At 73.6% G+C, this 26644-nt stretch carries 31 protein-coding genes; 17 read left to right on the forward strand and 14 right to left on the reverse strand.

Features of this window, described 5'->3' with window-relative positions:
* Positions 1-11 precede the first annotated feature (11 nt).
* The 3 genes from Voc01_RS41830 to Voc01_RS41840 form a co-directional block, all read right to left on the reverse strand.
* Positions 12-581, reverse strand: a complete 570-nt coding sequence (locus Voc01_RS41830; protein ID WP_203933277.1) for a dihydrofolate reductase family protein — start codon at positions 579-581, stop codon at positions 12-14.
* Positions 582-647: 66 nt separating this feature from the next.
* On the reverse strand, positions 648-1454 hold the full coding sequence (locus Voc01_RS41835; protein ID WP_203933278.1) for a nucleotidyltransferase domain-containing protein: 807 nt from the start codon (positions 1452-1454) through the stop codon (positions 648-650).
* 29 nt (positions 1455-1483) lie between these two features.
* The gene (locus Voc01_RS41840; protein WP_239160881.1) at positions 1484-1942 is read right to left on the reverse strand and encodes a nitroreductase family deazaflavin-dependent oxidoreductase; all 459 of its coding nucleotides are present in this window, start codon (positions 1940-1942) and stop codon (positions 1484-1486) included.
* A gap of 101 nt (positions 1943-2043) precedes the next feature.
* Here Voc01_RS41840 and Voc01_RS41845 point away from each other — a divergent pair, with 101 nt between their 5' ends.
* Positions 2044-2910: an NAD(P)-binding domain-containing protein gene (locus tag Voc01_RS41845; protein WP_275423810.1), complete on the forward strand. Its 867-nt coding sequence runs from the start codon at positions 2044-2046 to the stop codon at positions 2908-2910.
* 83 nt (positions 2911-2993) lie between these two features.
* On the opposite strand, the gene Voc01_RS41850 is transcribed toward Voc01_RS41845, so the two are convergent.
* Positions 2994-3398, reverse strand: a complete 405-nt coding sequence (locus Voc01_RS41850; protein ID WP_203933280.1) for an alpha-L-rhamnosidase C-terminal domain-containing protein — start codon at positions 3396-3398, stop codon at positions 2994-2996.
* Entirely contained in the window at positions 3364-4554 is a 1191-nt protein-coding gene (locus Voc01_RS53640) for a family 78 glycoside hydrolase catalytic domain (RefSeq protein WP_239160882.1), read from the reverse strand. The genes Voc01_RS41850 and Voc01_RS53640 overlap by 35 nt, the downstream gene beginning before the upstream one ends.
* A gap of 63 nt (positions 4555-4617) precedes the next feature.
* On the opposite strand from Voc01_RS53640, the gene Voc01_RS53645 reads away from it, so the two are divergent.
* Complete coding sequence (locus Voc01_RS53645; protein WP_239160883.1) at positions 4618-4764, forward strand: substrate-binding domain-containing protein; 147 nt, start codon at positions 4618-4620, stop codon at positions 4762-4764.
* Positions 4765-4887: 123 nt separating this feature from the next.
* Here Voc01_RS53645 and Voc01_RS41860 read toward each other — a convergent pair whose 3' ends face one another.
* Positions 4888-5910, reverse strand: a complete 1023-nt coding sequence (locus Voc01_RS41860) for a zinc-dependent alcohol dehydrogenase family protein (RefSeq protein ID WP_203933281.1) — start codon at positions 5908-5910, stop codon at positions 4888-4890.
* A 209-nt stretch (positions 5911-6119) separates the two neighbouring features.
* Here Voc01_RS41860 and Voc01_RS41865 point away from each other — a divergent pair, with 209 nt between their 5' ends.
* Together Voc01_RS41865 and Voc01_RS41870 are read left to right on the forward strand one after the other, a co-directional pair.
* On the forward strand, positions 6120-8060 hold the full coding sequence (locus tag Voc01_RS41865) for a glycoside hydrolase family 99 protein (RefSeq protein WP_203933282.1): 1941 nt from the start codon (positions 6120-6122) through the stop codon (positions 8058-8060).
* Between the two features lie 9 nt (positions 8061-8069).
* The gene (locus Voc01_RS41870) at positions 8070-9005 is read left to right on the forward strand and encodes a GIY-YIG nuclease family protein (RefSeq protein ID WP_203933283.1); all 936 of its coding nucleotides are present in this window, start codon (positions 8070-8072) and stop codon (positions 9003-9005) included.
* Between the two features lie 144 nt (positions 9006-9149).
* On the opposite strand, the gene Voc01_RS41875 is transcribed toward Voc01_RS41870, so the two are convergent.
* Positions 9150-9446, reverse strand: a complete 297-nt coding sequence (locus Voc01_RS41875; RefSeq protein WP_203933284.1) for a hypothetical protein — start codon at positions 9444-9446, stop codon at positions 9150-9152.
* Between the two features lie 137 nt (positions 9447-9583).
* On the reverse strand, positions 9584-10216 hold the full coding sequence (locus Voc01_RS41880; RefSeq protein WP_203933285.1) for a DUF6928 family protein: 633 nt from the start codon (positions 10214-10216) through the stop codon (positions 9584-9586).
* Between the two features lie 42 nt (positions 10217-10258).
* On the opposite strand from Voc01_RS41880, the gene Voc01_RS41885 reads away from it, so the two are divergent.
* Together Voc01_RS41885 and Voc01_RS41890 are read left to right on the forward strand one after the other, a co-directional pair.
* Positions 10259-10672, forward strand: coding sequence for a hypothetical protein (locus Voc01_RS41885; RefSeq protein ID WP_203933286.1), 414 nt, complete (start codon positions 10259-10261; stop codon positions 10670-10672).
* A 7-nt stretch (positions 10673-10679) separates the two neighbouring features.
* The gene (locus Voc01_RS41890) at positions 10680-11198 is read left to right on the forward strand and encodes a hypothetical protein (protein ID WP_203933287.1); all 519 of its coding nucleotides are present in this window, start codon (positions 10680-10682) and stop codon (positions 11196-11198) included.
* Here the strand turns inward: Voc01_RS41890 and Voc01_RS41895 are convergent.
* The gene (locus tag Voc01_RS41895) at positions 11195-11575 is read right to left on the reverse strand and encodes a DUF1877 family protein (protein ID WP_203933288.1); all 381 of its coding nucleotides are present in this window, start codon (positions 11573-11575) and stop codon (positions 11195-11197) included. The two genes, Voc01_RS41890 and Voc01_RS41895, sit on opposite strands and share 4 nt — an antisense overlap.
* Positions 11576-11611: 36 nt before the next feature.
* Between Voc01_RS41895 and Voc01_RS41900 the strand changes: the two genes are divergently transcribed.
* The gene (locus Voc01_RS41900) at positions 11612-12715 is read left to right on the forward strand and encodes a DNA glycosylase AlkZ-like family protein (protein ID WP_203933289.1); all 1104 of its coding nucleotides are present in this window, start codon (positions 11612-11614) and stop codon (positions 12713-12715) included.
* Here the strand turns inward: Voc01_RS41900 and Voc01_RS41905 are convergent.
* Entirely contained in the window at positions 12702-15167 is a 2466-nt protein-coding gene (locus Voc01_RS41905; RefSeq protein ID WP_203933290.1) for an ABC transporter permease, read from the reverse strand. The genes Voc01_RS41900 and Voc01_RS41905 overlap by 14 nt on opposite strands.
* A 131-nt stretch (positions 15168-15298) precedes the next feature.
* Between Voc01_RS41905 and Voc01_RS41910 the strand changes: the two genes are divergently transcribed.
* From Voc01_RS41910 to Voc01_RS41925, 4 genes are read left to right on the forward strand one after another with little or no spacing between them, the layout of a single operon-like run.
* The gene (locus tag Voc01_RS41910; RefSeq protein ID WP_203933291.1) at positions 15299-15715 is read left to right on the forward strand and encodes a MarR family winged helix-turn-helix transcriptional regulator; all 417 of its coding nucleotides are present in this window, start codon (positions 15299-15301) and stop codon (positions 15713-15715) included.
* Positions 15712-16125 (forward strand): hypothetical protein, encoded by a 414-nt coding sequence (locus tag Voc01_RS41915; protein ID WP_239160884.1) that lies wholly within the window; start codon positions 15712-15714, stop codon positions 16123-16125. The genes Voc01_RS41910 and Voc01_RS41915 overlap by 4 nt, the downstream gene beginning before the upstream one ends.
* 20 nt (positions 16126-16145) lie before the next feature.
* Positions 16146-16955 (forward strand): metallophosphoesterase family protein, encoded by an 810-nt coding sequence (locus Voc01_RS41920; RefSeq protein ID WP_203933292.1) that lies wholly within the window; start codon positions 16146-16148, stop codon positions 16953-16955.
* Positions 16952-17686, forward strand: coding sequence for a hypothetical protein (locus Voc01_RS41925; protein ID WP_239160885.1), 735 nt, complete (start codon positions 16952-16954; stop codon positions 17684-17686). The genes Voc01_RS41920 and Voc01_RS41925 overlap by 4 nt, the downstream gene beginning before the upstream one ends.
* Here Voc01_RS41925 and Voc01_RS41930 read toward each other — a convergent pair.
* Together Voc01_RS41930 and Voc01_RS41935 are read right to left on the reverse strand one after the other, a co-directional pair.
* The gene (locus Voc01_RS41930; RefSeq protein ID WP_203933293.1) at positions 17683-18675 is read right to left on the reverse strand and encodes an ABC-2 membrane transporter-related protein; all 993 of its coding nucleotides are present in this window, start codon (positions 18673-18675) and stop codon (positions 17683-17685) included. The two genes, Voc01_RS41925 and Voc01_RS41930, sit on opposite strands and share 4 nt — an antisense overlap.
* Complete coding sequence (locus Voc01_RS41935; protein ID WP_203933294.1) at positions 18672-19544, reverse strand: ABC transporter ATP-binding protein; 873 nt, start codon at positions 19542-19544, stop codon at positions 18672-18674. The genes Voc01_RS41930 and Voc01_RS41935 overlap by 4 nt, the downstream gene beginning before the upstream one ends.
* 107 nt (positions 19545-19651) lie before the next feature.
* Between Voc01_RS41935 and Voc01_RS41940 the strand changes: the two genes are divergently transcribed.
* Together Voc01_RS41940 and Voc01_RS41945 are read left to right on the forward strand one after the other, a co-directional pair.
* Positions 19652-20305, forward strand: coding sequence for a response regulator transcription factor (locus tag Voc01_RS41940; RefSeq protein WP_203933295.1), 654 nt, complete (start codon positions 19652-19654; stop codon positions 20303-20305).
* Between the two features lies 1 nt (position 20306).
* Positions 20307-21455: a sensor histidine kinase gene (locus Voc01_RS41945; protein WP_203933296.1), complete on the forward strand. Its 1149-nt coding sequence runs from the start codon at positions 20307-20309 to the stop codon at positions 21453-21455.
* An 84-nt stretch (positions 21456-21539) separates the two neighbouring features.
* Here Voc01_RS41945 and Voc01_RS41950 read toward each other — a convergent pair whose 3' ends face one another.
* Positions 21540-21989 (reverse strand): MarR family transcriptional regulator, encoded by a 450-nt coding sequence (locus Voc01_RS41950; RefSeq protein ID WP_203933297.1) that lies wholly within the window; start codon positions 21987-21989, stop codon positions 21540-21542.
* A 58-nt stretch (positions 21990-22047) separates the two neighbouring features.
* Between Voc01_RS41950 and Voc01_RS41955 the strand changes: the two genes are divergently transcribed.
* A complete protein-coding gene (locus tag Voc01_RS41955) occupies positions 22048-23559 on the forward strand; it encodes a DHA2 family efflux MFS transporter permease subunit (RefSeq protein WP_203933298.1) in 1512 nt (503 codons plus the stop codon).
* Positions 23546-24241, forward strand: coding sequence for a TspO-related membrane protein (locus Voc01_RS41960; protein ID WP_203933299.1), 696 nt, complete (start codon positions 23546-23548; stop codon positions 24239-24241). Before Voc01_RS41955 ends, Voc01_RS41960 begins: the two co-directional genes overlap by 14 nt.
* Here the strand turns inward: Voc01_RS41960 and Voc01_RS41965 are convergent.
* The gene (locus Voc01_RS41965) at positions 24228-24776 is read right to left on the reverse strand and encodes a tetratricopeptide repeat protein (protein ID WP_203933300.1); all 549 of its coding nucleotides are present in this window, start codon (positions 24774-24776) and stop codon (positions 24228-24230) included. The two genes, Voc01_RS41960 and Voc01_RS41965, sit on opposite strands and share 14 nt — an antisense overlap.
* Positions 24777-24972: 196 nt before the next feature.
* Here Voc01_RS41965 and Voc01_RS41970 point away from each other — a divergent pair, with 196 nt between their 5' ends.
* Together Voc01_RS41970 and Voc01_RS41975 are read left to right on the forward strand one after the other, a co-directional pair.
* On the forward strand, positions 24973-25566 hold the full coding sequence (locus Voc01_RS41970; RefSeq protein WP_203933301.1) for a GrpB family protein: 594 nt from the start codon (positions 24973-24975) through the stop codon (positions 25564-25566).
* A 19-nt stretch (positions 25567-25585) separates the two neighbouring features.
* Positions 25586-26527: a hypothetical protein gene (locus Voc01_RS41975; RefSeq protein WP_203933302.1), complete on the forward strand. Its 942-nt coding sequence runs from the start codon at positions 25586-25588 to the stop codon at positions 26525-26527.
* Positions 26528-26644: the final 117 nt, after the last annotated feature.

Raw genomic sequence — 26644 nt, forward strand, 5'->3', positions numbered from 1 at the left:
ACCGCGCAGCCCTACCGATCTGAGTCCCTGACGGGCCGGTACCGGACGTTCACGGCGGCCGTCGGTTCGCCGGCGCCGACCCGGTTGAGCCGGACCGGGTCGCCGCCCGGGTCGTCGAAGAGCCGGATGCCGTCGCCGAGCAGCACCGGCGCGATGTGCAGGTCGATCTCGTCGATGAGCCCGAGCCGCAGGAGCTGGGCGCCGATCGAGGCCGACAGCACCTCCAGGTTCTTCCCGCCGGCCGCCGCCAGCGCGATCCGCACCGCCTCGGCGGGGTCGCAGCTGAGGAACGTGACCCGCTCGGCCGGCACGGCGTCACCGGGGTGGTGCGTGAGCACGAACACCGGCCCGGTCCACGCGCCGCCGTACAGGTTGTCGGCGTTCGGGAAGTGGTCCCACGCGTCACGTCCGCCGAGGACCGCCCCGGTCGTCTCGATGTACTCGTCGGTCAGTCCGGGCCGGTGCGTGGTGCCGGCCATCCAGTCCATGCCGTGGCCGGGACCCGCCACGAACCCGTCCAGTGACATCGTGAAGTGCCAGAGCACCTTGCCACCGGCGGTCTGCCGGTCGAACTCGTCCATGGTGTCGCTCCTTCCGGTTGCTTCCTCCCGGTAGGCGCGAGACGGCCGCTAGACCGGATCTCGCGGTCACCGCCCGGTCACCGCCCGCTGCGCGTCGTCGTACAGCATGTCCCAGAACGCGAGGAGGTCGCGGCGCCGCTGGAACGGGCTGCCGTACAGGGACCGCCGGTGCGACCGGACCCGGATCCGCAGGCTCTCCTGGAGGATGCGCTCCCACCGTGACGGGAACGTGCGCAGCGCGTGCCGGACGCCGCCCTCCTTGCCGGTGACCTCGCCGGTGACGACCGTGTAGTGGATACGGCTCAGCCCGGGAACGCACCACTCCACCGCGTAGTCGGACAGTGACACGAGCCCGTGCGCCGTCGGCAGCCGGCCGCCGCGGCGGCGCAGCCGTCCCCAGTAGTCGTCGAGGTTGCGCAGCACCCACCGCCGCAGCACGTCGGGGTCGGTCCACACGTCGAGGTCGGCCACGGCCGGTCCGCGGCAGACCACGCCGCACCGCGCGAGCGTGTGCCACGCCACCGGGTCCACTGTGGACGGTGCTGCCTTCAGCCGGCCCTCGTGCGAGGTCGGCCGGTGCGGCGCGAGCGCCGGATCGGCGCGGAGGTCGGCCCAGGTCACGTAGTGGCCGTCGAAGGTCGGGCGCCGCCGGTGCCGGCGCAGTCGGCGGTGGGCGCGGTCGAGGGCGCTCACGGTGGTCGGCGCCAACGGTTCCGCGGTGACCGCGACGAAGTCGACGTCGCTGGTGTGCGCGCGGAACTCGCCGAGCGCCACCGATCCGACCAGGTACAGCCCCTCGACGACCCCCGGCGCCTCCTCGTCGACGAGCCGCAGGTACGTGTCGACGACGTCGGATACCTCGATGGAGTCCATCGACGCACGCTACCGTCCCGCGGCGCCGCTCACCGCGGGGTGAGGCGGATGACCGGGTACTCGCGGTCGGACCTGCTCTGGTACTTCGCGATCCGGGGCTGGGCCGCGGAGATGCGGCTCCAGGCACGCTCACGGTCGGCACCGGCGAGGCGGTGCGGGGTCACCGGACGGGGCCCGGCGCCGGCCAGCTCGATCGACGCTCGCTCCGGGTGGGCCATCAGGTTGGCGTGCCAGTCGGGGTGCTGACCGCCCCCGCCGGAGGCGACGACCAGCCAGGCGTCGGGGCCGTCGGGGAACCAGGCGAGCGGGGTCTCGCGGGTCCGGCCGCTGCGGCGTCCCACCGTGGTGAGGACCAGGACGTCCATGCCCATCATCGAGCCGCGTCCACGGCGGACCTTGCGGACCATGCGGGCGTTCATCTTCTGCTGCATCCACCGCGAGAACGCACCGGGCGTACCGGGCCTGCGCTGTTCCTTCTGCCGGGCCATCACACACCTCCAGGTCGGGTACGGGAACCGTAGGCGCGGCGCGGCCGCCCGAGCTTCTCGATTCCTGACCGATCCCGGCTGGACCTCAAATGCGGTTGATGATGCAGGCTCGTCGCATGACTGTCGCTGTCATCGGGACGGGCGCCATCGGTGGTGCCGTCGCACGCAGGCTGCTCGCCACCGGTCACCGGGTCACGGTCTGGAACCGCACGCCCGGCCGGACCGCCGACCTGGTCGCCGCCGGGGCCGCGGCGGCCGGGTCCGTCGCCGACGCCGTCCGGGGAGCCACCGTCGCGCTGCTCTGCCTCACCGACTACCACGCCGTGCGGGCCTGCCTCACCGACGCGGCGACCGTCCTCCGTGGACGGACCGTCGTCGTCCTGTGCACCGGCACGCCCGACGACGCGCGCGACACCGCCCGGTACGTCACCGGTCTCGGCGGACGGTACCTCGACGCCGGCGTGCAGGCGACGCCCGACCTGCTGGGCACCGACGCGGCGACGATCCTGTACAGCGGCGACCCCGACGCGTTCGAGCTGCACCGCGACACGCTCGCCGCGGTGGGCCCGCCCCGTTTCGTCGGCACGGCACCGGACGCGGCCGCGACGTGGGACCTGGCCCTCTTCGGTGTCTGGTACGACGCCCAGCTCGGCGTGCTACGCGCCCTCGACGTCGTCCGGCGGGCCGGCATCGACGTCGCCGGGTTCGCCGCCACCGTGGGTCCGCAGGTCGGCCACGTGGTGGCGGCGGTGCCCGGCACCGTCACCGAGGTCGTGGAACGGACCTACCCCGCGGGCCCGGCGACGCTCGCCGAGCACCTGACCGTGCTCCGCCACCTGGCCGGGCAGCGGTCGGGGAGCCCGCTCGGCGACGGCGGTGTGTCCACCGTGGCCGCCCGCGTCGAGGCGCTCGTCGCGGCGGGCCGGTCGCGGGAGGGCCTCACCGCGACCGTCCACGATGGACCGTGACCGCCCGGCGATGCCGCCCCGCGGCCTGACGGGGCCGTGGCTATGGTGCCCCGCGGCCTCCCAGGGCCGCGGGGCACCGCCGGTCAGCGGGTCGAGGTGCTGAAGGTGTACATACCCGACGGCACGCGGTAGACCGCGTAGCCGCCGTCGACGCCGGTGAACGTGGCCCGGTCGGGGGTCGGGCCGGGCCGTCCGCCGAGGGTCGGCACGCGGACCTCGGCGGTGGTGTTCGTCGGAACGGTGACGGTCAGCCGGAAGCGGCCGTCGCCGCGGGTCCACTCGGTCCTCGCCATGCCCTGCGGCGTGCGGTAGCTGCCCTTCACGTGGGTGAGGTCCCCGACCACCTTCGGCTGCACCACTAGCGACCGGTAGGCCACGGAACCGGCGCGGATGCCGGCGAGTCCACTGTGGAACCACTCCTCGATCTGGGCGAGGATCATGTGGTTCTTCGAGTCACCGCGGTTCCACCGCTCCCCCATGGTGGTCATGCCCCCCCGGGTTCGCGACGGTCGGAGCCATGAAGAAGCCGTAGCTCGGCTGGTCGTCGGGCTGCAGCAGGTCCCAGAGGACGTCGTCGCGGCCGCCGTCGGCCAGCGCCCGCACGGTCGGCGCCATGCCGATGGTGCCGCCGCTGAAATGCGGGCCCGTGCCGTTCGGATGGAACGCGTAGACCAGTTCCACGAGCGCGTCGAGCACCGCGCCGCGTTCACCGTCGGGCACGAGGCCCGCGTCGAGGGCGAGCGCCTGCGCGGCCTGGGTGGCGCCGGTGGTTCCGGCGTTCCCGTCGGCGGTGTAGCGGCGCAGCGTGGTGTTGTAGAAGGCCGCGTTGAACGCCGCTCTGATGTCGTCCGCGAGCGTCGTGTACGTCGCGGCGTCGGCGTCGTGACCGGTCAGCTTCGCCATCATGGCCAGCTTCGTGACCGTCACGTACCAGCCCCACGTGCCGGTGATCCGGCCGGACGTCTGCTCCGCCGACACCCAGTCGGCGAGCGCGGCGTCGACGATGTTCCCGACGGCCTTCTGCCGCTGGATGTAGTCGACGAAGTCGACCATCCGGTCGTAGTAGCGGGTCATCACGTCGGTGTCGCCGTACAGCTCGTAGAGCATCGCCGGCACCAGGACGATCGCGTTGCCCCAGTTGATCTCGTCGCCGAAGCGGCCGCTGTAGCCCCAGTCGTAGACCGGCGTCTTCAGCGCGACGTTGCCGGCCATCGGGGTGTCCGCGATGGACTGTCCCTCGACGAGGTGGCGCATCGTGGTGCGCAGGTACGCGTCCAGGTCGTCGTTGCGGTGGATGGCGCCCATCGGCATGGTGTAGTCGGCCGGGTACGACAGCTTCTCCCGGCCGGGACAGTCGGTGAACACCGACATCACGTTGCCGGCGAAGGAGTACCGGGCCATCGTGTGGATCCGGTTCACCCGCGCGTTCGACGTCGTCACCTCACCGGCGACCGGGGTCGACGCCTGCACCCGCAGCCCGGTGACGGTGTCCTTCGTGGGCACGTAGCCCTCCGGAAGCCCGGCCACCTGCACCCACTGCATGCCGAAGTAGGTGAAGTCCGGGGCCCACGACTCGTCACCCGGTGTGCCGGCCGTCGTGTACGTGTTGAACAGGTCGCGGCCGCGGTTGCCGCCGCCGCCCATGAGCGACGCCTGGTCGACGGTTCCGTTGGCCGCGCGGCGTTCGATCCGATCTCACTGACCACAGTGGACCAGGCGGGCCGCCAGATCGGCGCGCATGCCGCGCAGCTGCTGGTGTCCCGGATCAGCGACCGGGAGCGCCGCTCGACCCAGGTGACGCTGTCGCCGACGCTGGTGGTCCGGAGGACGACCGCTCCCCCACGGCAAGCGTGACCGCCCGCGATCGTGGACACTTGTGCATCGATTTCGATGTAGGAGTGTCCAAGATCGCGGGGGTGGGTCAGCTGGCTGCCTTCGGGAGTGGGCGTCCAGCACATCGTCGGCGCGCTGTGAGCGTCACGGGCGCAGCAGCGCCTTGATGGAGCGGCGTTCGTCCATGGCCCGGTAGGCCTCCGCCGCCCGGTCGAGCGGCAGGTCCAGGTCGAAGACCCGGCCGGGGTCGATCTCGCGGCGCAGGACCAGGTCGATCAGCTCCGGCAGGAAGCGGCGGACCGGCGCCGGTCCCCCATGCAGGTGGACGTGCGAGAAGAACAGCTCCATGCCGGGCAGCTCGACGTCGTGCGTGACCCCGACGTAGCCGACGTGGCCGCCGGGCCGGGTGGCGCGGATCGCCTGCATCATCGACTCCTGCGTACCCACCGCCTCGATCGCCGAGTGGGCGCCGAGCCCGTCGGTCAGGTCCCTGATGCGGGCCACGCCCTCGTCGCCGCGCTCGGTGACGATGTCGGTCGCGCCGTACTCCAGAGCCAGCTTCTGCCGCGGTTCGTGCCGGCTCATCGCGATGATGCGCTCCGCGCCGAGCTGCCGGGCCGAGAGGACTCCGAGCAGCCCGACGGCGCCGTCACCCACCACGGCGACGGTCTTTCCGGGACCGGCGTGCGCCGCGACGGCGGCGAACCAGCCCGTGCCGAGGACGTCCGACGCGGTCAGCAGCCCCGGCACGAGGTCGTCCGGCGGGATCTCGGGCGTGGCGACCAGCGTGCCGTCGGCCAGCGGGACCCGCAGGAACTCCGCCTGCGACCCGAGCCCGCCCATGCCCACCCGGTGCACGCACGAGCTCTGGTACCCGGCCCGGCAGATCTCGCAGGTGTTGTCGGAGGCGAAGAACGAGCCGACCACGAACTGACCCGGCCGCACGGTGCGGACGTCGGCACCAACCTCCTCGACGACGCCGACGTACTCGTGGCCCATCGGCGACGGGCCCTCGACCTTGTCGATCCCGCGGTACGGCCACAGATCGGAGCCGCAGACGCAGGCCGCGGACAGCCGGATGACCGCGTCGGTCGGCTCGACGATCCGCGGATCCTCCCGCTCCTCCACCCGGACGTCACCGGGGGCGTGCAGAACGACACCACGCATGATGGTTTCCTTCCTTCGATCGGAACATGTCCAGCAAACCTCGTCCGGTGCGCGCCGGGGAGTCTCTCCGGAGAGGTGTACCCGCAGTACACCCCTCGCAGCCTGTCGAGATTTTGCGTTGATGACATCGACGTCTTGCAATCAGATGCCGGCAGCTGGCAGTATTCGGGTCCGCGGGTCCGCCTACCCGCCACCCCCGAGGAGTCCACATGGGAGTCTCTCGTCGCTCCGTCATGTCCACCGCCGCCACCGCCGCGACCGGCGCCGTCGTCGCCGCCCTGCCGCAGTCCGCCGCACGAGCCGTCAGCCCGCCCGGCGACGTCGTCGGCAAGGTCACCGTCGGATACCAGGGCTGGTTCGCCTGCGTGGGCGACGGCGCGCCGATCAACGGCTGGTGGCACTACAGCCCCGACTGGTCACGTCCGCCGGCGCCGGGCGCGTGCTCGATCACCTGCTGGCCGGACATGCGCGACTTCACCAGCGGGTACCGCAGCGGCTTCGCCAACCTCGGCAACGGCCAGCCGGCGACACTGTTCTCGTCCCACGACCAGCAGACCGTCGACACGCACTTCCGGTGGATGCAGCAGAACGGCTGCGACACCGCGGCGCTGCAACGCTTCAACCCCAACGGTTCCGAGGGCCCGACCCGCGACGCGGTCACCGCGATGGTCCGGCGGGCCGCGGAGGCGACGGGCCGGAAGTTCTACATCATGTACGACGTCACCAACTGGACGAACATGCAGTCGGAGACGAAGGCCGACTGGACCTCGAAGATGTCGGCGTACACGTCGTCACCGGCGTACGCGCGGCAGAACGGGATGCCGGTGGTGTGCGTCTGGGGCTTCGGCTTCGACGATCCGGGACGCCCGTTCGCGCCGGCCGCGTGCCTCGACGTCGTCACCTGGTTCAGGCAGCAGGGCTGCTACGTGATCGGCGGCGTGCCCACCCACTGGCGGCTGGGCACCGACGACTCCCGTCCCGGGTTCCTCGACGTGTACCACGCGTTCCACATGGTCTCGCCGTGGATGGTCGGCCGCATCGTCGACATCGGCGGCGCCGACTGGTTCCACCAGAACCGGGTGCTGCCCGACCTCGCCGACCTCACCCCGCGCGGCATCGACTACCAGCCGTGCGTCATCCCCGGCGACCTCGCGCTCGGCCACCGCCGGCACGGCGACCTCATGTGGCGCCAGTTCTACAACCACACCCGGGCCGGCGTGCAGAGCGTCTACATCTCGATGTTCGACGAGTTCAACGAGGGCAACCAGATCGCGAAGACCGCGGAGAGCGCGGCGTTCCAGCCCACCAACTCCGGCATGCGCGCCCTCGACGAGGACGGCACACCCTGCTCGGCCGACTACTACCTGCGGCTGACCGACGACGGCGGCCGCATGCTCAAGGGCCGGGTGGCGTTGACCGCCACCCGGTTCACGCCCACGTTCCCCGGCGACTCCGTGCCGCCGACCGTACCGGGGAACCTGCGCGTCACCGGCACCACCGACACGACCGTCACCCTCGCCTGGAACGGGTCGACCGACGACACCGCCGTCGCCGGCTACCGGGTATCCCGCGTCACCGGCACGACGAGCACCGCGGTCGGCACCACGCAGACGCTCGCGTTCACGGTCACCGGGCTGGCGTCCGGGACCGCGCACACGTTCAGCGTGGCCGCGTTCGACGCGGCCGGCAACGCGTCGGCCGGCTCGAACCAGGTGACGGCGACGACCGTCGCCGGCAACCTCGCGCAGGGACGCCCGACCGCGGAGAGCAGCCACACCCAGCACTACGGCAGCGGCAACGCCGTCGACGGCAACAGCGGCACGTACTGGGAGAGCGCCAACCACGCCTTCCCGCAGTGGCTCCAGGTGGACCTCGGGTCTACAGTGGACACCCGCCGGATCGTGCTGACCCTGCCGCCGCTGCCGGCGTGGGCGACCCGGACGCAGACGCTGTCGGTGGGCGGCAGCACCAACGGCTCGTCATTCGCCACCGTGCTCGGACCGGCGGGGTACACGTTCGACCCGGCGACCGGCAACACCGTCACGATCACGTTCCCCGCGACCGCCGCGCGGTACCTGCGGCTGACGTTCACCGGCAACACCGGCTGGCCGGCGGGACAGGTGTCGGAGCTGCGCGTGTACACGGCCTAGGATCGCGGCATGGGGTCGGTGCCGCGGTCGGTCGTCGGCCGGCTGCCGGCCGGCCCCGGGGTGTACCGGTTCCGCGACGCGCGGGGACGGGTGCTCTACATCGGACGCGCGACCGCGCTGCGCCACCGCGTCGGCTCGTACTGGGGCGACCTCGCCGGCCGGCGGCACCTGCGCCGGATGGTCCCGCAGATCGCGCGGATCGAGGCCGTCGCCTGCGACTCGGTGCACGAGGCCGCGTGGCTCGAACGCAACCTCCTGGAACGGTCGAAGCCGCGCTGGAACCGCGTCGCCGGCGGCGCGGAGGAGCTGATGTGCATCCGGCTGGAGCACCGGGCGGGCGTCCCGCACCTGGGCGCCGTGCACTGGGACGGCGTCGTCCCCGCAGACGACGACGTCACGTTCGGGCCGTACCTCGGCGGCACGCGCACGCGGCTCGCCGTGTCGGCGCTCGACCGCGTGCTGCCGTTGTGGGCCACCGACGAGCGGCTCGGCGGCTTCCGCCGCGACCTCGCCCGCGTGCGCGGTGTCGAGGCCGCCGACCGCGACCGGTTCCTGTCGACCGCGGTCGCCGTCCTGCGCCGGCAGGTCGCGGCGGTCGAGGCCGTCCGCGGTCAGCTCGCGGAGCTGCGGGACCGCGCCGCGGCCGGCCTGGTGTTCGAGCTCGCCGGCCGCATCCAGTCCGAACTCGAGGCCGTCGACTGGGTCACGGCGGAGCAGAAGGTGACCCGGCTCGCCCCGCTCGACGACGGCGAGGTCCACGGCTGGGCCGACGGCCTGCTCGTCGGCTTCCGGGTCCACGGCGGCCGCCTCTGCGAGTGGACGCAGCGCGCCTGCCGCCTGCCCGCCGCCCGGCCGTACCTGGACCGCACCCCCGCCGCCTGGACCGCGTTCGCCACCCGAACCGCCGAACTCGGCCGCCACCTGGCCGAAGCCCACACCGCGTAGCGCCCCGCCCCGACCCGCCGTGGCGGCCCGCCGAGGCGGCGCGCCGATCTTGCAGTCGTGGCCGCACCTATGTGGCGACATGTCATGTTTTAGGGGAGGCCACGACTGCAAGATCGGCGGAGGGAGGACCGGCCGGTCGGAGGCCTAGGATCCGAACCGGACCGATCGGACCGGGTCGGCGCCGAGGTACGCGTCCACCCGCCACCGGCCCACCGTCGGCCACGCGGTGCGGTCGCCGGAGACGTGGACGACGGTCCAGGTGCTCATGTGCACGTCGACGGTCTGCGCCGCGGTGTCCGTCCACCCGAACGCGCGGACCAGGTCGGCCGCCGGCATCGGCGGCGCGAACCGCAGGCTGGAGCCGGACGCGGTGACGCCCAGCGCGGCCGGCACCCCGGCGACCGCCGCCGCCACCTCCGGTTCGGACGCGGCCGCCGCCACGCGTGCCGCCAGCGCCCCGACGGCCGCGACCCGGGCCGCCCCGGCGCCACGAGGAGCAGGGCGAGCGCGGGACGCATCGAAGCCAGTCGACCACGACGGCGGGACCGCCGACTCGGCGCGCGGGATGAACCCGACGTCTACCCGTGGGCCGACCTGACGGCGAACCCGGCGAGCACGATCTCCTCCGGCTCGGGGTCGTCGTCGAGCCAGGAGCCCTCGTACGTGAAGCCGAACAGGGCCCGCAGCGCGTCCTCGGCCAGCTCCAGCGGATGGAACGGCAACGGGTAGCCGGAGTCGGCCGGGTCGACCGCCCTCTCCCCCGCCCAGTACGGCGCCTCGAACGCCAGCGGCGCGCCGACGTTCTCCAGGATCCCCGACTCCGGCGACAGGCTCAGCGACCGGCGCAGCTCGCCGTCGGGCGCCCAGACCGCGTAGGCGAACCAGTCGACGACGCTGTGCATCGCGTGCAGGTACAGGGTGCGGCCGCGGGCCTCGGCGCGGAACCGTCTGTCCAGAGTGGACGGATGGTCGAGGCCGGCGTCCGGGGTGCACACGATGGTGAGGCCCGGGAAGCAGCCGGCGTACACCTCGCCGCCGGTCGGGTTGGCGTTGCCGCCCAGGTCGCCGTCGCCGAGGTCCACAATGGACGCGTCGGGGTACAGCCGGGCGACCAGCGCGCGCGTCGCGTCCCGGTCCAGTGTCGGTACGGCCCGGAGGATCGGACGGACCTCGCCCCCGGCGTAGACCAGCATCCAGTCCTTCGCGCCCACCGTGACCTCCCCGTTCGGTGCGGACACCCTATGGTTTCCGGTATGACATCGACAAACGTGCCTCGACCGCCGGCGTGGCAGGTGCTCGGCGGGCTGGGCGTGGCCGTGCTGTCGGCCGCGGCGTGGTTCGGCTGGATGGGCTGGGACACCGAGTACGACGTCGACCCGGTGACCCAGGTGTCCAGCGGGCCCTACGAGGTCTGGCAGGTCCTCGGCTGCGGCGCCACGCTGCTGCTCGTGCTCGTCGGCGCGCTGCTCACGGGCGTCCGGGCGGCGGTGGCCTGTGCGGCGATGACGCTGGCCTTCACCGCGGCCTGGACCGCGACGGCGGCCACGTCGGACGGCGGCGGCCTCTTCGTGGTCGGTGGGGTGCTGGTGCTGATCGGCCTCGCCACGGCCACCACAGTGGTCGCGGTGGTCACGGAGCAGTTGCGCCGGCGGCCCGCCGCCCGATGATGGGGGCATGAGCAGAGCGAAGTCGGTCGGGTGCTACGGGGGCCACCCACCCGACCGGGCCGACCCGCAGCGGGAGATCTGGGTCTACGACACCGCGCTCTCGCTCGTGCTGGCCCACGTGATCCGCGCGGTCGAGCGGCTCACCCCCGACCGGCGACCCGTGTGGTGGGCCGACCACGAACACGACCTGCGCGTGCAGGTGGTGGTGAGCGACCTGTTCCTCGACCTGACCGACGGCCTCGACGCCGCGCACCACGGGGAACTGGCCCGCCTGCTGGAGGACGCCGCCGCCGAGGTCCGGCGGCGCGGCACGTTCACCGCGGCGGACGCCGCCGCCTGGCCGGTCCTCGGCACCGACACCGTGCCCCACCGCGACGACGGCTCCGACGACACCGCGCCGGCCGCGGAGCTCGGCGAGGCGATGGCCGCGCTCCTGCGGGGCACGCTGCCACCGGCACCGGCGGGGTCGATGTGGTTCTACGGCCCACCGGGCGGCCGCACGACGATCGTCATGCAGCTGGGCTAGGTCGCCGTGAAGACGACGGCGCGCCCGGCCGCGGCCGCGCGGTCGTAGAAGGCGCGCAGGTCGGCCAGGTTGGTCCAGGTGTACTCGAAGTCCCCGTCGTCGCCGGCGCCGGCGTAGTCGGGATCGTCGATGGCGTCGAAGCGGGTGCGCAGCCAGGCGCGGTCGACGCCGCGCAGGGCCGCGGCCACGTCGCGCACCTCGGCGGCGGTGACGTACACGACGTAGTACTCCTCGTGCAGGTGACGCCCGCCCGCGACGGCGTGTGACAGCGGGTACTCCCCCGCGTCGGGGTCGAGCGTGCCGCCGGTGAGGCAGCGGTGAATCGCGTCCCACGCCTTCTCCTGCACCGCCGTGACGGCGAAGTGCACCCCCAGCATGCCGCCGATCCTACGGCCGGCGCCTACGCTCCGAGGATGCATCAGCTCAGCCGTCAGCAGGCGCGCCGGATCGCCGTCCGGGCCCAGTGGTTGCACAGCGACCGGCCGACCGACCTGCTCGACCTGGTACACCAGCTGACCCTGGTGCAGGTGGACCTCACCGCCGCGGTCGCACCCAGCGCCGACCTGGTCGCCTGGAGCCGCCTCGGCGCCGCGTACCGGCCCGCGGACCTGGAGGAGGCACTGGGCAACCAGCAGCTGGTCGAGTACCGGGGGCTGATCCGTCCCGCCGCCGACCTGGCCCTGTACCGGGCCGACATGGCCGCCTGGGACCGGACCTCCGACATGCTCGGCGGGTGGCGGCGGTCGAACCGCGACTGGGTCGAGGCGAACAGGGGCTGCCGGCTCGACATCCTGCACCTGCTGCGCGCCGAGGGTCCGCTGCCGGCCCGGGAGATCCCCGACACCTGCGAGGTGCCATGGAGGTCGACCGGCTGGACCAACAACCGCAACGTCCTGCGGCTGCTGGAGTTCATGGAGGTACGCGGCGAGGTGGCGGTCGCCGGCCGGCAGGAGGGCAAGGGCCGCGACCGGCTCTGGGACCTCGCCGAACGGGTGTGGCCCGACGACACCGTGGTGCCCGCGGCCGAGGCCGCGCGGATCCGGGCCGAGCGGCGGCTGCGGTCGCTGGGCCTCGCCCGCCAGCGCGCACCGGAGTCGCCGATCGAGCCGCAGGACGTCGGCGAGGTCGGCGAACCGGCGGTCGTCGACGGCGTCAAGGGTGTCTGGCGGGTGGACCCCGACCTGCTCGACCAGCCGTTCCGCGGGCGCACCGCGCTGCTGTCGCCGATCGACCGGCTGGTCTACGACCGCAAGCGGATGGCGGAGCTGTTCGAGTTCGACTACCAGCTGGAGATGTACAAGCCGGCCGCGAAGCGGAAGTGGGGCTACTACGCGCTGCCGGTGCTGCACGGCGACCGGCTGGTCGGCAAGGTCGACGCCACCGCCGACCGGCCGGCCGGGGTGCTGCGGGTCGACGCGATCCACGAGGACGCGCCGTTCCCGAAGGCCGTGAGCACGGCGGTGCACCGCGAGCTGCGCTCCCTCGCCGACCTCCTCGGGCTGGTCATTCGGCTCTGATCGCGTCGAGCACGTCGAGGCGGGCCGCCCGCCGCGCCGGCCAGATCGCGGCGACGACCCCGACCAGCGCGGCCGCCGCGAGGGTCAGGGCCAGCCGCGGCCACGGCAGCACGAGCGTCCACGTGGTGACCCCGATGACCGTGACCAGCTCGCCCACCGCCCAGCCGAGGAATACCCCGAGCCCCACACCGAGCACGCCCCCGAACAGCGAGACGAGCACGGCCTCCAGCCGCACCATCCGGCGGACGCCGGCCCGGTCGAGCCCGACCGCCCGCAGCAGCCCGAGCTCACCCGTGCGTTCGTGCACCGACATCGCCAGCGTGTTCACGACCCCGAGCACCGCCACGACGACGGCCAGCGCCAGCATCCCGTACAGCAGGGTGAGGACGACGCCGATCGCGCCGGTGATGCTGGCGACGAGGTCGGCCCGGTCCTGTACCAGGATCGCGGGGCTGTCGCCGAGCGCGCGCTCCAGGGCGCGCCGGTTCTCCGCGGTCGCGCCGCCCGCGGTCTTCACGAACACGGTGGTGTCGGCGACGCGGTCGAGGTGGGGGTCCATTGTGGACACGTCGACCTTCAGGCCGTCGTCGAAGGCGCTGTCGTAGAGGCCGGTGAGCTCCAGGCGGCTGGTGACGCCGTCGGGCCAGACCACCTCGACGCGGTCGCCCAGCCGCCAGCCCTTCGCCTCGGCGGTCGGCCGGTCGACGATCGCGGTCTCCCCCGTGGTGAACGTGCCGGCGATGAAGCCGAGGTCGAGCAGCTGGTCGACGTCGCTCGACGCGAACCCGACGACGGTCTGGCCGGTTCCGTCGACGCTGGCCCGCACCTCGCGCCGCGGCGACGACGCGAGCACCCCGGGCAGCGCGCTCACGGTCCGCTCGGTGCCGGCCGCGAGCGGACCGGCGTTGGCCATCACGATCTGGTAGTCCGCCCGCAGGTTCGCCTCGGCCAGCGCCGTGACGCTGCGGTGCGCGCTGGCGCCGATCACGGTGAGGCCGGTGATCAGCGTGAGCCCGATCGTGAGGGCCGAGGCGGTGGTCGCGGTCCGTCGCGGGTTGCGCGCCGCGTTCCCGCCGGCCAACTGCCCGGGGACCCCGAAGCGGCGCAGAACCGGGCCGGCGGCCGCGATGACCGGCCGGGACAGCATGGGGGTGAGCACGAACACGCCGACGAGCAGCAGCGCCGCCCCCAGCCCGAGCCACCCCTTGCCGTCGGCCGACGCCGACCCGGTCACCACCAGGCCGGCACCGGCGACGGCCAGCACCGCGCCGACCGCGTTGCGCACGACGAGGCCCCGGACGGTGTCCGGCGCGTGGACGCCGCTCATCGCCGCCACCGGCGCGACCCGCGACGCCCGGCGGGCCGGCACCCACGTGGCGAGCAGCGTGACGCCCACCCCCACGGCGTACGCGACGACGACCGTGGAACCGCTGACGACCAACGGGCCGTCGGGCACGGTGCCGCCGTCGAACAGCGCCCGGGCCGCGGCGGCGAGCCCGGTGCCGACCAGCAGCCCGCCCGTCGCCGCGACCACGCCGACGATCAGCGCCTCGGCCAGGACCGACAGCGTCACCTGGCGGCGGCTGGCACCGACCGCGCGCAGCAGCGCCAGCTCGCGGGCGCGCTGGGCGACCAGCATCGTGAACGTGTTGACGATGAGGAACGCGGCGACGAACACGGCGATCCCGGCGCAGGCGAGCAGCACCTGCGACAGCGTGCGGACGCTGCCGGAGTTCGCGGCCGCCTGCTCCCCGGTGAGCCGCGCGGCGGTGACGGCCTCGACGCCGTGCGGCAGCACCGCGTCCAGGTCCGCTCCCGCCGTTCCGCGGACGTCGATGTGCGTGTAGTGGCCCTCCCGGGCGAACAGCGCCTGCGCGGTGGCGGTGTCGAAGAGGGTCAGGGTGCCGCCGGCGGCGACGTTGCCGTCGTCGGTGGTGAAGATCCCGGTGACCGTCTGCGTGAGCACCGGTCCGCTGACGGACATCCGCACGGTGTCGCCGACGCGGTGACCGGTGCGCCCGGCGGTCCGGTGGTCGAGGGCCACCTCGCCACTTCTCTGCGGCGGCCGGCCCTCGGCGATCGGCTGGCCGCGGTAGTTGGTGCCCTGGGTCTGCCAGCCCTGCCCGACCAGCTCGTTGCCGGGTCCGGCCAGGGCGGCGAAGCCGCTGGCGACGCCGACGGCGCCGGTCACCCCGGGCAGAGCACGGACCCGGTCGAGCAGCGCCCGGTCGAGCAGCGCGCCGGAGCCGACCTCGCCGGACCCGACCACGGGCCGGATCCGCACGTCGAGGTCGTCGAAGCTCGCGCGGGAGCTCGCGGTGTAGGCGGCGGTGACGCTGCCGGCGAACACGAGCGTGCCGGCGACGAACGCGACCCCGAGCAGGACCGCGAGGACGGTCATCAGCAGTCGGGCCCGGTGGGCCAGCACGGTGCGCAGGGCGGCTCGGTACATGGTCCCATCGAAGCCTTCCGGCCCCCGGCGCCGCATTCGCCCGGGGTGCCCGGCGGATGTACACCCAGCACTACTCCGCCGCCCTCCTGAATGCGGTACCGCATTACTTCGGATCCGTATAGTCTGAATCCGTGATACACGAATCCGTAATACTCCAGCTGCAGCAGGCGACGCACGCCACCCTGCACCTGCTGGCCGCCGAGCTGGCCGGGCTCGGGCTCACCGCGTCGGACATCAACGCCCTGGGCAACCTCGCCGACGGCACGCCACGCACGGTGTCCGCGCTGGGCGCTGCCGTCGGCTCGCGCCCGGCCACGATGACCGGGATCCTGGACCGGCTGGAGCGGCGCGGTCTGGTGAGCCGCACCGCGCGCCCGGGCGACCGCCGCGCGATCCAGATCGAGCTGACCCCCGACGGCGCCGAGGCCGCCGCTACCATCCGCCGCACGCTGCGCGCCCTGGAGCGACGCGCGCTGGCCGACCTGCCCACGGAGGCCGTCGACGGTGCCCGGGCGGTGCTCCGCGCGTTGACGGAGGCGGCCCGGTGAGCTTCGACGCGCTGATGGAGGAGGTCATGGCGACCGCCGACCGGTTCGGCCACCGCCAGCACGTGCACCTGACCTGGCTGGCGGTGCGCCGGTACGGCACGGCCGCCGCCGTGGCCCTGGTGAGCGACGGCATCCGGAGCACCGCCCGCTACGCCGGCGCACCGCAGAAGTACCACGCGACGGTCAGCCGGGCCTGGGTCGAACTGGTCGGCCACCACGTCGCCACCGGGCCCGACCAGCCGTTCGACGCGTTCGTGCGTACCAACCCGGCCCTGCTCGACAAGCGGCTGCTGACCCGCTTCTACCGGTCGTCGACCCTGGCCACGCCCGCCGCGAAGGCCGGCTGGGTCGAACCCGACCTGGCGCCGTTACCCGGCGGCGCTCCTTTTACCGGCGGCGCTCCGGGGTGATCGCGGTTACGGTGTCGGATGTGCGGGTCACCGGCCGGAGCCTCGCGCCCGTCACCGGGGTCGCCTACCGACGGGCGCGGCGCGGCGGCGGCACCGAGACCGCGCGGCTCCCGGTCGACGCCCTGTCCGTCGACGCGGTGCCCGACGGCTACGACGCGGTCCTGGTGGCCGGCGACCTGCAGGGCGTGGCGCCCTCCCCGTTCGGCGGGCCACCGGTGCTGCTGGGGGTGGCGCTCGCCGACCACCTGTCGGTGTGGGCCGGGCAGGGGCTGCTCCCGCCGCCCGACCGCGTCGCCGTGGTGCTCGCCGGCGACCTGTACTCGGCCCCCGGCGCCGACGTGCGCGGAGCCTCCGGCGAGGTCGCCGACGTGTGGTGGGCGCTGGCCGCCGCGGGCTGCCGCCTCGTAGCCGGGGTCGCGGGCAACCACGACGTCGTCACCGAGGACGCGGTCGCCGAGATCGGACCGGGGATGACGCTGCTCGACGGCACGTTCGTCGACGTGGGTGGCCGGCGCCTGGCCGGCGTCGGCAACATCGTGGGTGACCCGCACCGGCAGGGCCGCCGCAGCGAGCCGGCCCAGCTCGCCCGCCTCGACGCCGCACTCGCGTCCCACCCGGACGTGCTCGTCCTGCACGAGGGCCCACCCGGCGACGCCCGGCCCGGCACCGACGCCCGGCCCGGCAACGCCGTCATCGGTGACCGCCTGCGGGCCCGGCCGCCGGCGCTGACGGTGTGCGGCCACGTCCGCTGGGAGCGGCCGCTGGCCCGGCTGGGCGACGGACAGGTCCTCAACGTCGACGGCCGGGTGGTCGTCCTGGTGGCCCCGTGACGCTCACGACCGAACCCATGCACGCCCGGCAGCGGCCGCCCGACCGGCTCGCGCGGCTCTTCGACGGCGGCTGGCCGGAGTTCATCCACCACGACGCGGAGACCGACCGGTACCTCGGCCGGGTCCGCGAGCTGTTCCGCGACCTGGAACTGGTCGTCCTCGACGACGACGTGCCGGTGGCCGCCGGCTGGGCGGTGCCGCTGCGCTGGGACGGCACGGTCGGCGACCTGCCGGCCGGCTACACCGACTCGCTGGCCCGCGCGCTGCGGGTCCACGACGCAGGTGAACCGGGCGACACGCTGGCGATGCTCGCCGTGCAGGTCCGGTCGGACGTGCGCGGCCGCGGCCTGGCCGGCGCGGCGCTGACCGCGCTGCGCGACCTCGCCGGACCCACCGGCTGCGCGCGGGTCATCTGCCCGGTGCGGCCCACGCTCAAGGCCCGCTACCCGCTGACCCCGATCGACCGCTTCGCCACCTGGACCCGCCCCGACGGCGAGCCGCTGGACCCGTGGATCCGCACCCACACCCGGCTCGGCGCCCGCATCCTCGCACCGGCGCCGCGGTCGCAGGTCATCACCGGCACCGTCGCCGAGTGGGAGACCTGGACCGGCATGGTGTTCCCCGACACCGGCGACTACGTGATCCCCGACGGGCTGACCACCCTGCGCGTCGACGTCGCCGCCGACACGGGCGTCTACGTCGAACCGAACGTGTGGCTACGGCACCTCTAGACCCTGCGCCGCAGCCAGAAGAAGCCGAACCCGGTCAGCAGCGCGGTCAGCACCAGGTACCCCGACAGCTCGATCCACTGGAACGTCCAGTAGCGGTTGCGCGGGTGGTAGGTCATCTCGAACGTCAGCTTCTGCGCGACCGTGCAGGCCTCGGTCTCCTCGCGGCTCCCCGCACCCATGCAGGAGCGCGCGTCCTTCTCCGTGTACGGGGTGCCGTCGGGTTTGAACAGCTGGTACTCCTCGTCGAGCATCCACGCGCCGGGAACGGTGTAGCCGCGGAGGAACGCGCCGCTGTCGTTCAGGTTGAGCCCGATCCGTTGGGCGAACACGGCCGCGTCGAGGGTGCCGGTGGCCGTCACGGGCGGCATCAGGTGCTGCCGCACCGCCACCGGCACCACGACCTGCAGCACGGCGAAGACCGCGAGCGTCACCGCCATCGCCGGCACGGTCCGCCGCACGAGCATGCCCACGACGGTGCCGAGCGCGAACGCGAACAGCCCGTACCCGACCGGCACGAGGTTGCGTGAGTCGAAGGTCATCGCCGCGAACCGCTCGCCGAACACCTGGTCGTACCGGCTCGCCGACCAGGTGAGCAGCAGGCTGAACAGGCCGGTGACCACCGCGGTCGCCGCACCGACGACGGCGAGCTTCACGGCCAGCCACCGGGTGCGGGTGACGCTCTGGTTCCACACCAGCCGGTCGGTGCGCTCCTCGAGCTCGCGGGCGACCAGCGGTGCGCCCCAGAAGATCCCGATGAGGCCCGGCAGCGCGATGAGCGCGAGGCCGAGGAGCATCACCACGTCGAGGTAGTCGTCGCGGAACGCGTCCAGCGCCAGCGTGCAGTCCTGCGGGGCGCAGTTCACGACCCGCGTGTCGTAGAAGTCGCGCATGTCGTTGCCCAGGTACACGAGGTACAGCGCGAGCAGGGCCAGCGCGCACACGGTCACCACGGTCTGCGCGCGGAACTGCCGCCAGGTCAGCCAGGTCATCGGTGTGCTCCCGTCATGAGCGTCGCGGCGGCGGCGCGGGTCAGGTACGCCATGGCGATGTCCTCGAGGTCGACCGGGTCGGCGCCGGGCACCGGCCGGTCGGTCCGCACGACCATCGACGAGTCGCCCCGGGTCTGCTCGGCGTGGATCACCTCGGCGCCGTCCGGCGGCCGGCGTCCGTCGGGGCCGGTGTCCGTCAGGCGGTGGTGGACCGCGAGCAGGTCGGCCACGTCGCCGGCGACCTGCACGCGACCGTCGGCGAGCACGATCAGGTGGTCGCAGACCTGCTCCAGGTCACCGAGAAGGTGGGACGAGAGCACGACGCTGACCCGCAGCTCGTCGACGAACTCGAGCAGGTCCCGCAGGAACGCGCGCCGGGCGAGCGGGTCGAGCGCGGCGACCGGCTCGTCGAGCACCAGCAGGTCGGCCCGCTTGGCCGCCGCGACGGTCAGCGCGAGCTGGGCCCGCTGGCCGCCGGACAGGGAGCCGGCCTTCTGCCCCGGGTCCAGTCCCCTGGCGCGGACCCGGCGCTCCGCCAACGCGGCGTCCCACCGGGGGTTGAGCCGGGCGCCGAGCCGCAGGTGCTCGGCGACCGTGAGCCGCGCGTAGACCGGCGCGTCCTGCGCGACGAAGCCGACGCGGGCGAGCTGCGCGGCGCTGTCGGCGGGCCGGTGGCCGAGCACTTCGATGCTGCCGCCGGTCGGCGTGAGCATGCCGCAGACCAGGCCGAGGAGCGTCGACTTGCCGGCGCCGTTCGGGCCGACCAGGCCGGCGATTCGGCCGGCCGGGACCGTCAGCGTGCAGTCGTCGAGCGCGAGGCGGCGCCGGTAGCGTTTGCTCAGGGCTTCGGTGCGGATGACCGCGGTCATCGTGTCCTCCTCCATGGGTAGGCGGACAGTTGTATGCGGCGGGCGGTCACAGCACGGTCCGCGCGGCTGTGACCGGCCTGTGACGACGGCCCGGCTAGCCTCAGGCGATGCGCGTACTGGTGGTCGAGGACCAACCCGACCTGGCCGACTCGGTCGCGCGGGTCCTACGCCGCGAGGGCATGGCCGTCGACGTCGCCTACGACGGCGGGTCGGCGCTGGAACGGGCCACGGTCGTCGACTACGACGTCGTGGTCCTCGACCGCGACCTGCCCGTGGTGCACGGCGACGACGTGTGCCGCACGCTCGTCGGCCGCGGCACGCTGACCCGCGTGCTGATGCTGACCGCGTCGGGCACCGTCGCCGAACGGGTCGAGGGGCTCGGCCTGGGCGCCGACGACTACCTCCCCAAGCCGTTCGCCTACGCCGAGCTGGTCGCCCGTGTCCGGGCGGTCGCGAGGCGCTCGCAGCCCGCGGCGCCGCCTGTGCTGGTCCACAAGGATCTTCGCCTCGATCCGGCCCAGCGCACCGCGACCCGGGCCGGCGCGCGCCTGCCGCTCAGCCCGAAGGAGTTCGCCGTGCTGGAGTACCTGCTGACCTGCGGCAGCCGGGTGGTGTCGGCCGAGGAGCTGCTCGACCGGGTGTGGGACGAGGCGGCCGACCCGTTCACCACCACCGTGAAGGCCACCGTGAACCGGCTGCGCGCCAAGCTCGGCGACCCGCCGGTCATCGAGACCGTGCCCCGCGCCGGATACCGGATCTGACATGGGCCGGCACCCGCTGCGCCTGCGGCTCACGCTGCTGTACTGCCTGGTCTCGGTCGTCTCCAGCGCCGTCCTGCTGGTGATCATGTATGCGCTGACCCAGAGCCTGAACCCCGACGTCGCGCGCCTGGAGGACCCGCCGCCCCCGGACGTGCCGCCGCTGTTCCCGGTGCCGGGCGGTCCGGTGGGCGAGCCCGTCCGCGGCGTGGAGGAGATCTCCGCGGGGACGATCGGGCCGCCGCTTCTCGCGCTGGCCATCATGGCCGCACTGTCGCTGGTGCTCGGCTGGCTGATCGCCGGACGCGTGCTGCGCCCGGTGCTCACGATGACCGAACGCCTGCACCGGATCTCCGACCGCAACGTGCACGAACGCCTGTCCCTGCCCGGCCCGCGCAACGAGCTGAAGGACCTGGCCGACACCGTCGACGGCCTCCTCGGCCGGCTCGAGACCGCGCTCGACGCCCACAAACGGTTCGTGGCCAACGCCGCGCACGAGCTGCGCACGCCGCTGACCGTGGAGCACGCGCTCCTCGAGGAGCCGCTGATCGACCCGTCGGCCGACCTGGAGACGTTCCGGTCGATCTTCGAGCGGTTGCTCGTCATCACCGACCGGCGCCGGCAGCTGCTGGAGTCGCTGCTCACGCTGGCGGGCAGCGAGCACGGCCGCGGACCCGACGAGACCGTCGACGTCGCCGCCCTGGTTCAGCAGGCCCTGCGCGACCGCGCGCCCGAGGCGCGGCGCCGCGGCATCCGGGTCGACAGCTCGGTGCGTCCGGCGCTCGTTCCCGGCGACGAGCTGCTGGTCGCCCGCATGGTGGCCAACCTCGTCGACAACGCGATCCACCACAACGTGCCCGGCGGCACCGTGGAGATCACCGTCCGACGCCGGGTCGGCCGCGTGGTCGTCTCGGTGGCGAACACCGGCCCGGTCGTCCCACCCGACCAGGTCGACCGCCTGTTCGAGCCGTTCCAGCGCCTGCACCGCACCGCCGACGACGGTCACCACGGGCTGGGCCTGTCGATCGTGCGGGCGATCGCGAGGGCCCACGACGCGACGGTCGTTGCCCTTCCCCGCCCGGAGGGCGGCCTGGAGATCGAGGTGGCGTTCCCGGTCCTGGCCGCCGACCCGGTCCCCGTCCCGCCGCGGTGACCGCAACGCCGCCGGGTTCACCCGCGTCGGAGGGCGTCCTGCAGGGTGCGGCGGTGCGGCCGCCGCCGGTGAGCTCGACCTCGGTCATCGGGTCGCGCCGGCGTCGCGGGGGCGGCTGAACGCCCGGTACAGCCCGGTCGCCTCGCGGAGGAACCGCTCGATCGTCGCGCGTTCGTCGCCGGTGAACCGGTCGGCGAGCCGGCGCAGCGCGTCGTCCAGTGGGCGCAGCTCCTCGGCCGCGGCGGCGAGCGCGGACTCCGTCGGCTCCAGGATGAGCCGGCGCCGGTCGTGCGGGTCGCGGTGGCGGCGGACGTGGCCGGCCCGCTCGAGCCGGTCGACCAGCCCGGTCGCCGACCCCGACGTCAGGCCGACCAGCGCGCCCAGCTCGACCGGGCCGAGGGCCTGCTCGCTGGTCATGAGGTGCTTCATCGCCAGGTAGTCCCCGGGGCTGAGGCGCAGCCGCCGGCCCAGCGCCACGTCGAGCTCGGCGGCCGCGACCACGAAGTTGTGCAGCGCCCAGGACAGATCAGCCATCCGTTGATGATAATATCGCTTGGTTTCCAAGCTACTTTGATACCGAGGAGCTGCCCGGATGGAGCGACGGTGGATCGGCCTCACCTTCCTCAGCGCCGCCGTCTCCCTGGTCATCATCGACGTCACCATCATCAACGTCGCGGTTCCCGCGATAGTCGTCACCCTTGACGCGTCCGCCGCCACCACCCAGTGGATCCAGGAGGCGTACACCCTCACGCTCGCCGCGCTCCTCATCGTCGCCGGGCGCACCGCCGACGCGATCGGGCGCAGGCGCGTCCTGGTCACCGGGCTTGTGATCTTCACGGCCGCGAGCGTTCTCGCGGCGACCGCCCCCAACGGACCCCTGCTCGTGGCCGCGCGGGTGCTGCAGGGCGTCGGCGGCGCCGCGATCCTGCCGTCGACGTTGTCGCTCATCAACGCAACGTTCCGCGGTCCGCAACGCGCCACCGCGTTCGCGGTGTGGGGCTCGACGATCGGCGCGATGGCCGCCGTCGGTCCGCTGCTGGGCGGCTGGCTCACCACCGAACTGTCGTGGCGGTGGGCGTTCTGGATCAACCTCGTGCTGGGTCCGGTCGCGATCGTCGGCTCGCTGCTGTTCGTCGCCGAGTCCCGGCAACGCGACGCGTCCCGGCGCCTCGACCTGCCCGGCGTGCTGCTGTCGGCGGTCGCGTGGCTCGGACTCGTCTTCGGCCTCATCGAGGGCCGCACCCTCGGCTGGTGGACCGCCCGCGACGGCGACGGCCTGTCGCCGGTGCCGGCGTCGTTCGCGGTCGCGCTGATCGCACTGGTCGCGTTCGTCGCGTGGCAGAACCACGTGTTACGCACGGGCCGGCAGCCGTTGCTGGACCTGCGCCTGTTCTCCGTCCCCGCCTTCGCGCGGGGAAACGCCATCGTGTTCATCGTCGCCCTCGGCCAGCTCGGCCTCCTGTTCGTCCTGCCCCTGTGGCTGCAGGGCACCCTGGGCTACACGGCCACGGGTACGGGCCTGCTCCTGGTCCCGATAGCGGTCGGCGCGTTCCTCGCCGCCGCCACCACGCCGCTGCTCGCGCAGGCCCGGGGCACCACCTGGGTGGTCCGGTTCGGGCTGGTCACCGAGATCGCCGGGCTGGCCTGGCTCGCCGCCGTCGCGTCACCCGACGTGGGCGGCTGGACGCTCGTGCCGGCCCTCGCGATCTACGGCTTCGGGGTCGGTACCGCCGACGCCCAGCTCCCCGGCCTGGTACTGCGGGACATCCCCGTCGACCGGAGCGGCCAGGGCTCCGGGGTGCAGAGCACCGTCCAGGAACTGGGCTCCGCCATGGGCATCGCCGTGATCGGCACCGTGCTGTTCACCAGTCTCGCGGCACAGTTGGAGCGCACGCTCGACCCGTCGACCGTCACCCTGGTGGTGGAGTCGGCCGGAACCGCCATCGCGGACCTCGACCCCGACGCCGCCGCGGCCGCCCGCGACGCGTTCTCCACGGCCACGACGCACGCCGCGCTGGCCGGTGCCGCCTTCCTCGCGGTCGGCCTGCTGGCCACCGCCTCCCTGCGCTCCCGACGAGAGGCCGACGAGTATGAACCCGCGTGACCGGCTGCGCTGCGCCGCCCTCGGCGCCTCGACCGCCGCGATGATCCTCGTGCCCACGCTCGGGCCGGTGCTCGCCGGCACCGAGGAGGGCGCCGAGGAGTGGGACACCGACATCACGCCGCCGAACTACGCGTTCGCGATCTGGGCCCCGATCTTCCTGTCGAACGCCGCCGCCACGGTGCAGCACCTGGCGAACCCGTCGGCGGAGGTGAACCGCCGCCACGGCTGGTGGCTGGCCGGCGCGCACGCGGCCAACGCCGGGTGGTCGCTGGTCGCGCAGTCGGGCCGGTTCCGGTACACGGCGGCGGTGCTGCCGGTCGCGGCCGTCCTGGCCGGACAGGCCCACCGTCGCCTCCAGCCCGGCGACGCCGGCATCGCCCCGCACAGCACGGGGCTGCTGCTCGGGTGGACCAGCGTGGCCTCGGTCGTCAACATCGTCGCCGTACGGGGGCGTCCACTGCCGGCGCGGGCGACGGCGTCCGTGGTGGTCGGTGCCGCCGCGCTGCTGTCGACCGTCGTCGCCACGAGCCGCCGCGGCTACGTCGCGGTCGCGGCCGCGGGCGGCTGGGCGCTGGTCACCAACGCCCTGAACCCGCGACGGACCCGCACCGCCCGCGCGGCGAACGCCCTCGGCGCGACGCTGCTGGCCGCGACGACGGTGCGCCGCCTCACAGCTCGCTGAGCAGCCGGCGGACCTTCTCCACCTGCTCCGGCCGGACCCGGTGGCTCCGGGTGTGGGTGCGCAGGTAGTCCTCGGCGAGCCCGCGTGCCTCGGCCCGGTGCCCGAGCCGGGCCAGCACGCGGGCCAGGTTCTCCATCGCGCGCGTGGCCTCCGGGTCGTCGTCGCCGGAGGCGTGATGGTGCATGCGCAACGCGGTCCGCAGGACCGGTTCGGCCTCCCGTACCCGGCCGAGGTGGTACAGCACGGTGCCGAGGTTGTTGTGCGCGGTTCCGTCGGCGTGCTCGCCCTGCGCGTCGACGATCCTGCGGTACATCGCCTCCGCCTCCTCGAGGCGCCCCTGCTTGAACAGCGTCGCCGCCAGATTGTTGCGGCTGGTGAGGGTCCGCTCGTCGCGGTCGCCGAAGGCCCGCTCACACCAGTCGCCGATCGCGGCGAACTCGGTTGCCGCCTCGTCGAGCATCCCCCGGCGGAGCAGACCGGCGGCCCGCTCGTTGCGCAGCATCATCTCCTGAACGGACGACGGCGTGACGTGCATGCGAATCCCCAAACACGGTGACGACAGGTCGACGACCCCATCACCCGATGCCATACACGCCCTACACACCCGGCGGCCCTGCCCTGCCGCCCCGCCGCATCACCGCGGCCCTCGGCGCATCGCCGGAAATGCCTGGAGCCCCGCCCGGGCCTGTCGTATCCTGGCGAACTTTGCTTCTATCGGGGAGGTCGATGTGGTGGAGTATCCGAAGAACGTGCGCGAGCGCTTCCACGGAACGCCGGAGCAGCTGGTCGCCGGCGTGGTGGGCGAGCCTCCGCGGCGGTGGCAGGCGATCGTCATCGAGGAGTACGACCCCGGCTGGGCCGACCGCTTCGCCGCCGCCGCGTCGCGGCTCGCGGCCCTTCTCGGCGACCGCGTGAGCGCGATCGAGCACGTCGGGTCGACCTCGGTGCCGGGCCTGGCGGCCAAGCCCATCATCGACATCGACCTGCTGCTCGCCGACACGGCCGACGAGTCGGCGTACCTGCCGGCCCTGGAGGGCATCGGGTACCGGCTCGTGCTGCGCGAGCCGTGGTGGTACGGGCACCGGATGCTGGTGAGCGGCGAGGCCGACGTCAACCTGCACGTCTGGCCGAAGGACGCGCCGGAACCCGTCCGCCACAGGCTCTTCCGCGACTGGCTCCGCACCCACCCGGACGACCGCGACCTGTACGCCGAGGCGAAGCGCCGCCTGGCCCGCGACACCGTCGACCGCCCCGGCGACTACAGCCTGGCGAAGAACGACGTCATCGACCAGATCTACGGCCGCATCTTCGCCGCGGCCGGATAGGCGGCGATACGCTGCGGCCATGAGCACGGTCGACTGGCTGATGGACGGCGATCCGGCGATCCGCTGGCAGGTCCTGCGCGACCTCCTCGACGCCCCACCGGCCGAGGTCGCCGCCGAGCGGGCGCGGGTCGAGCACGAGGGCTGGGGTGCCCGTCTCCTCGCCCTGCAAGGATCCGACGGGCTGTGGGACGGCGGAGCGCTCTTCCCCGCCGGCTACCGCGGTGGCGAGCCCGGCCAGCCGTGGACCACCACCATGCACACGCTGCAGACGCTGGTGGTCCTCGGCCTCGACCCCGCGTGCGCCTCGGCCCGCGACGCGGTCGCCCGCGTCGCGGAGAACGCGCGGTGGGAGCATGCCGGCCAGCGCTTCTTCGACGGGGAGGTGGAGCCGTGCATCAACGGCCGCACCGTCGAGATCGGGGCGTACTTCGGGGTCGACGTCGCACCGGTCGTCGATCGGCTGCTGGGTGAGCGGCTCGCCGACGGTGGGTGGAACTGCGAGGCGGAGAACGGCTCGGTCCGGTCGTCGTTCGACACGACGCTGTCCGTCCTCGACGGGCTGCTGGCCTACGAGCGGGCGGGCATGTCCGGACCCGAGGTGCGCACGGCCCGCCTCAGCGGCGAGGAGTACCTGCTCCAGCGGGCCCTGTTCCGCCGGAGGAGCACCGGCGGGGTCGTCGACGAGGCGTATCTCGACCTGGCGTTCCCGTACTACTGGCACTACGACGTCCTGCGCGCGCTCGACCACCTCCGGCGCACCGGCGCACCGCCCGACCCGCGCGCCAAGGAAGCCGTCGACCTGGTGCGCGCCAAACGGAAGCCCGACGGCCGGTGGCCGCTCGACCGCGTGCACCCGGGCCGGGTCCACTTCGCGTTCGACGGCGGCGTCGGCGAGCCGAGCCGGTGGAACACACTGCGGGCGCTGCGCGTGCTCCGCTGGTGGGACGGCGACCCGGCATAGACCAGCTCCCCGACCCGCACCGGGGTCGCGGCGCCGCTCGGACGGACCCCACCGCCACCGTCCGTCACCGCAAAACCTGCCCACCAGTCTGTGCCGGCCGCCTTGATCGTCGTCCGA

This window comes from Virgisporangium ochraceum (assembly GCF_016863655.1).
Taxonomy (GTDB): domain Bacteria; phylum Actinomycetota; class Actinomycetes; order Mycobacteriales; family Micromonosporaceae; genus Virgisporangium; species Virgisporangium ochraceum.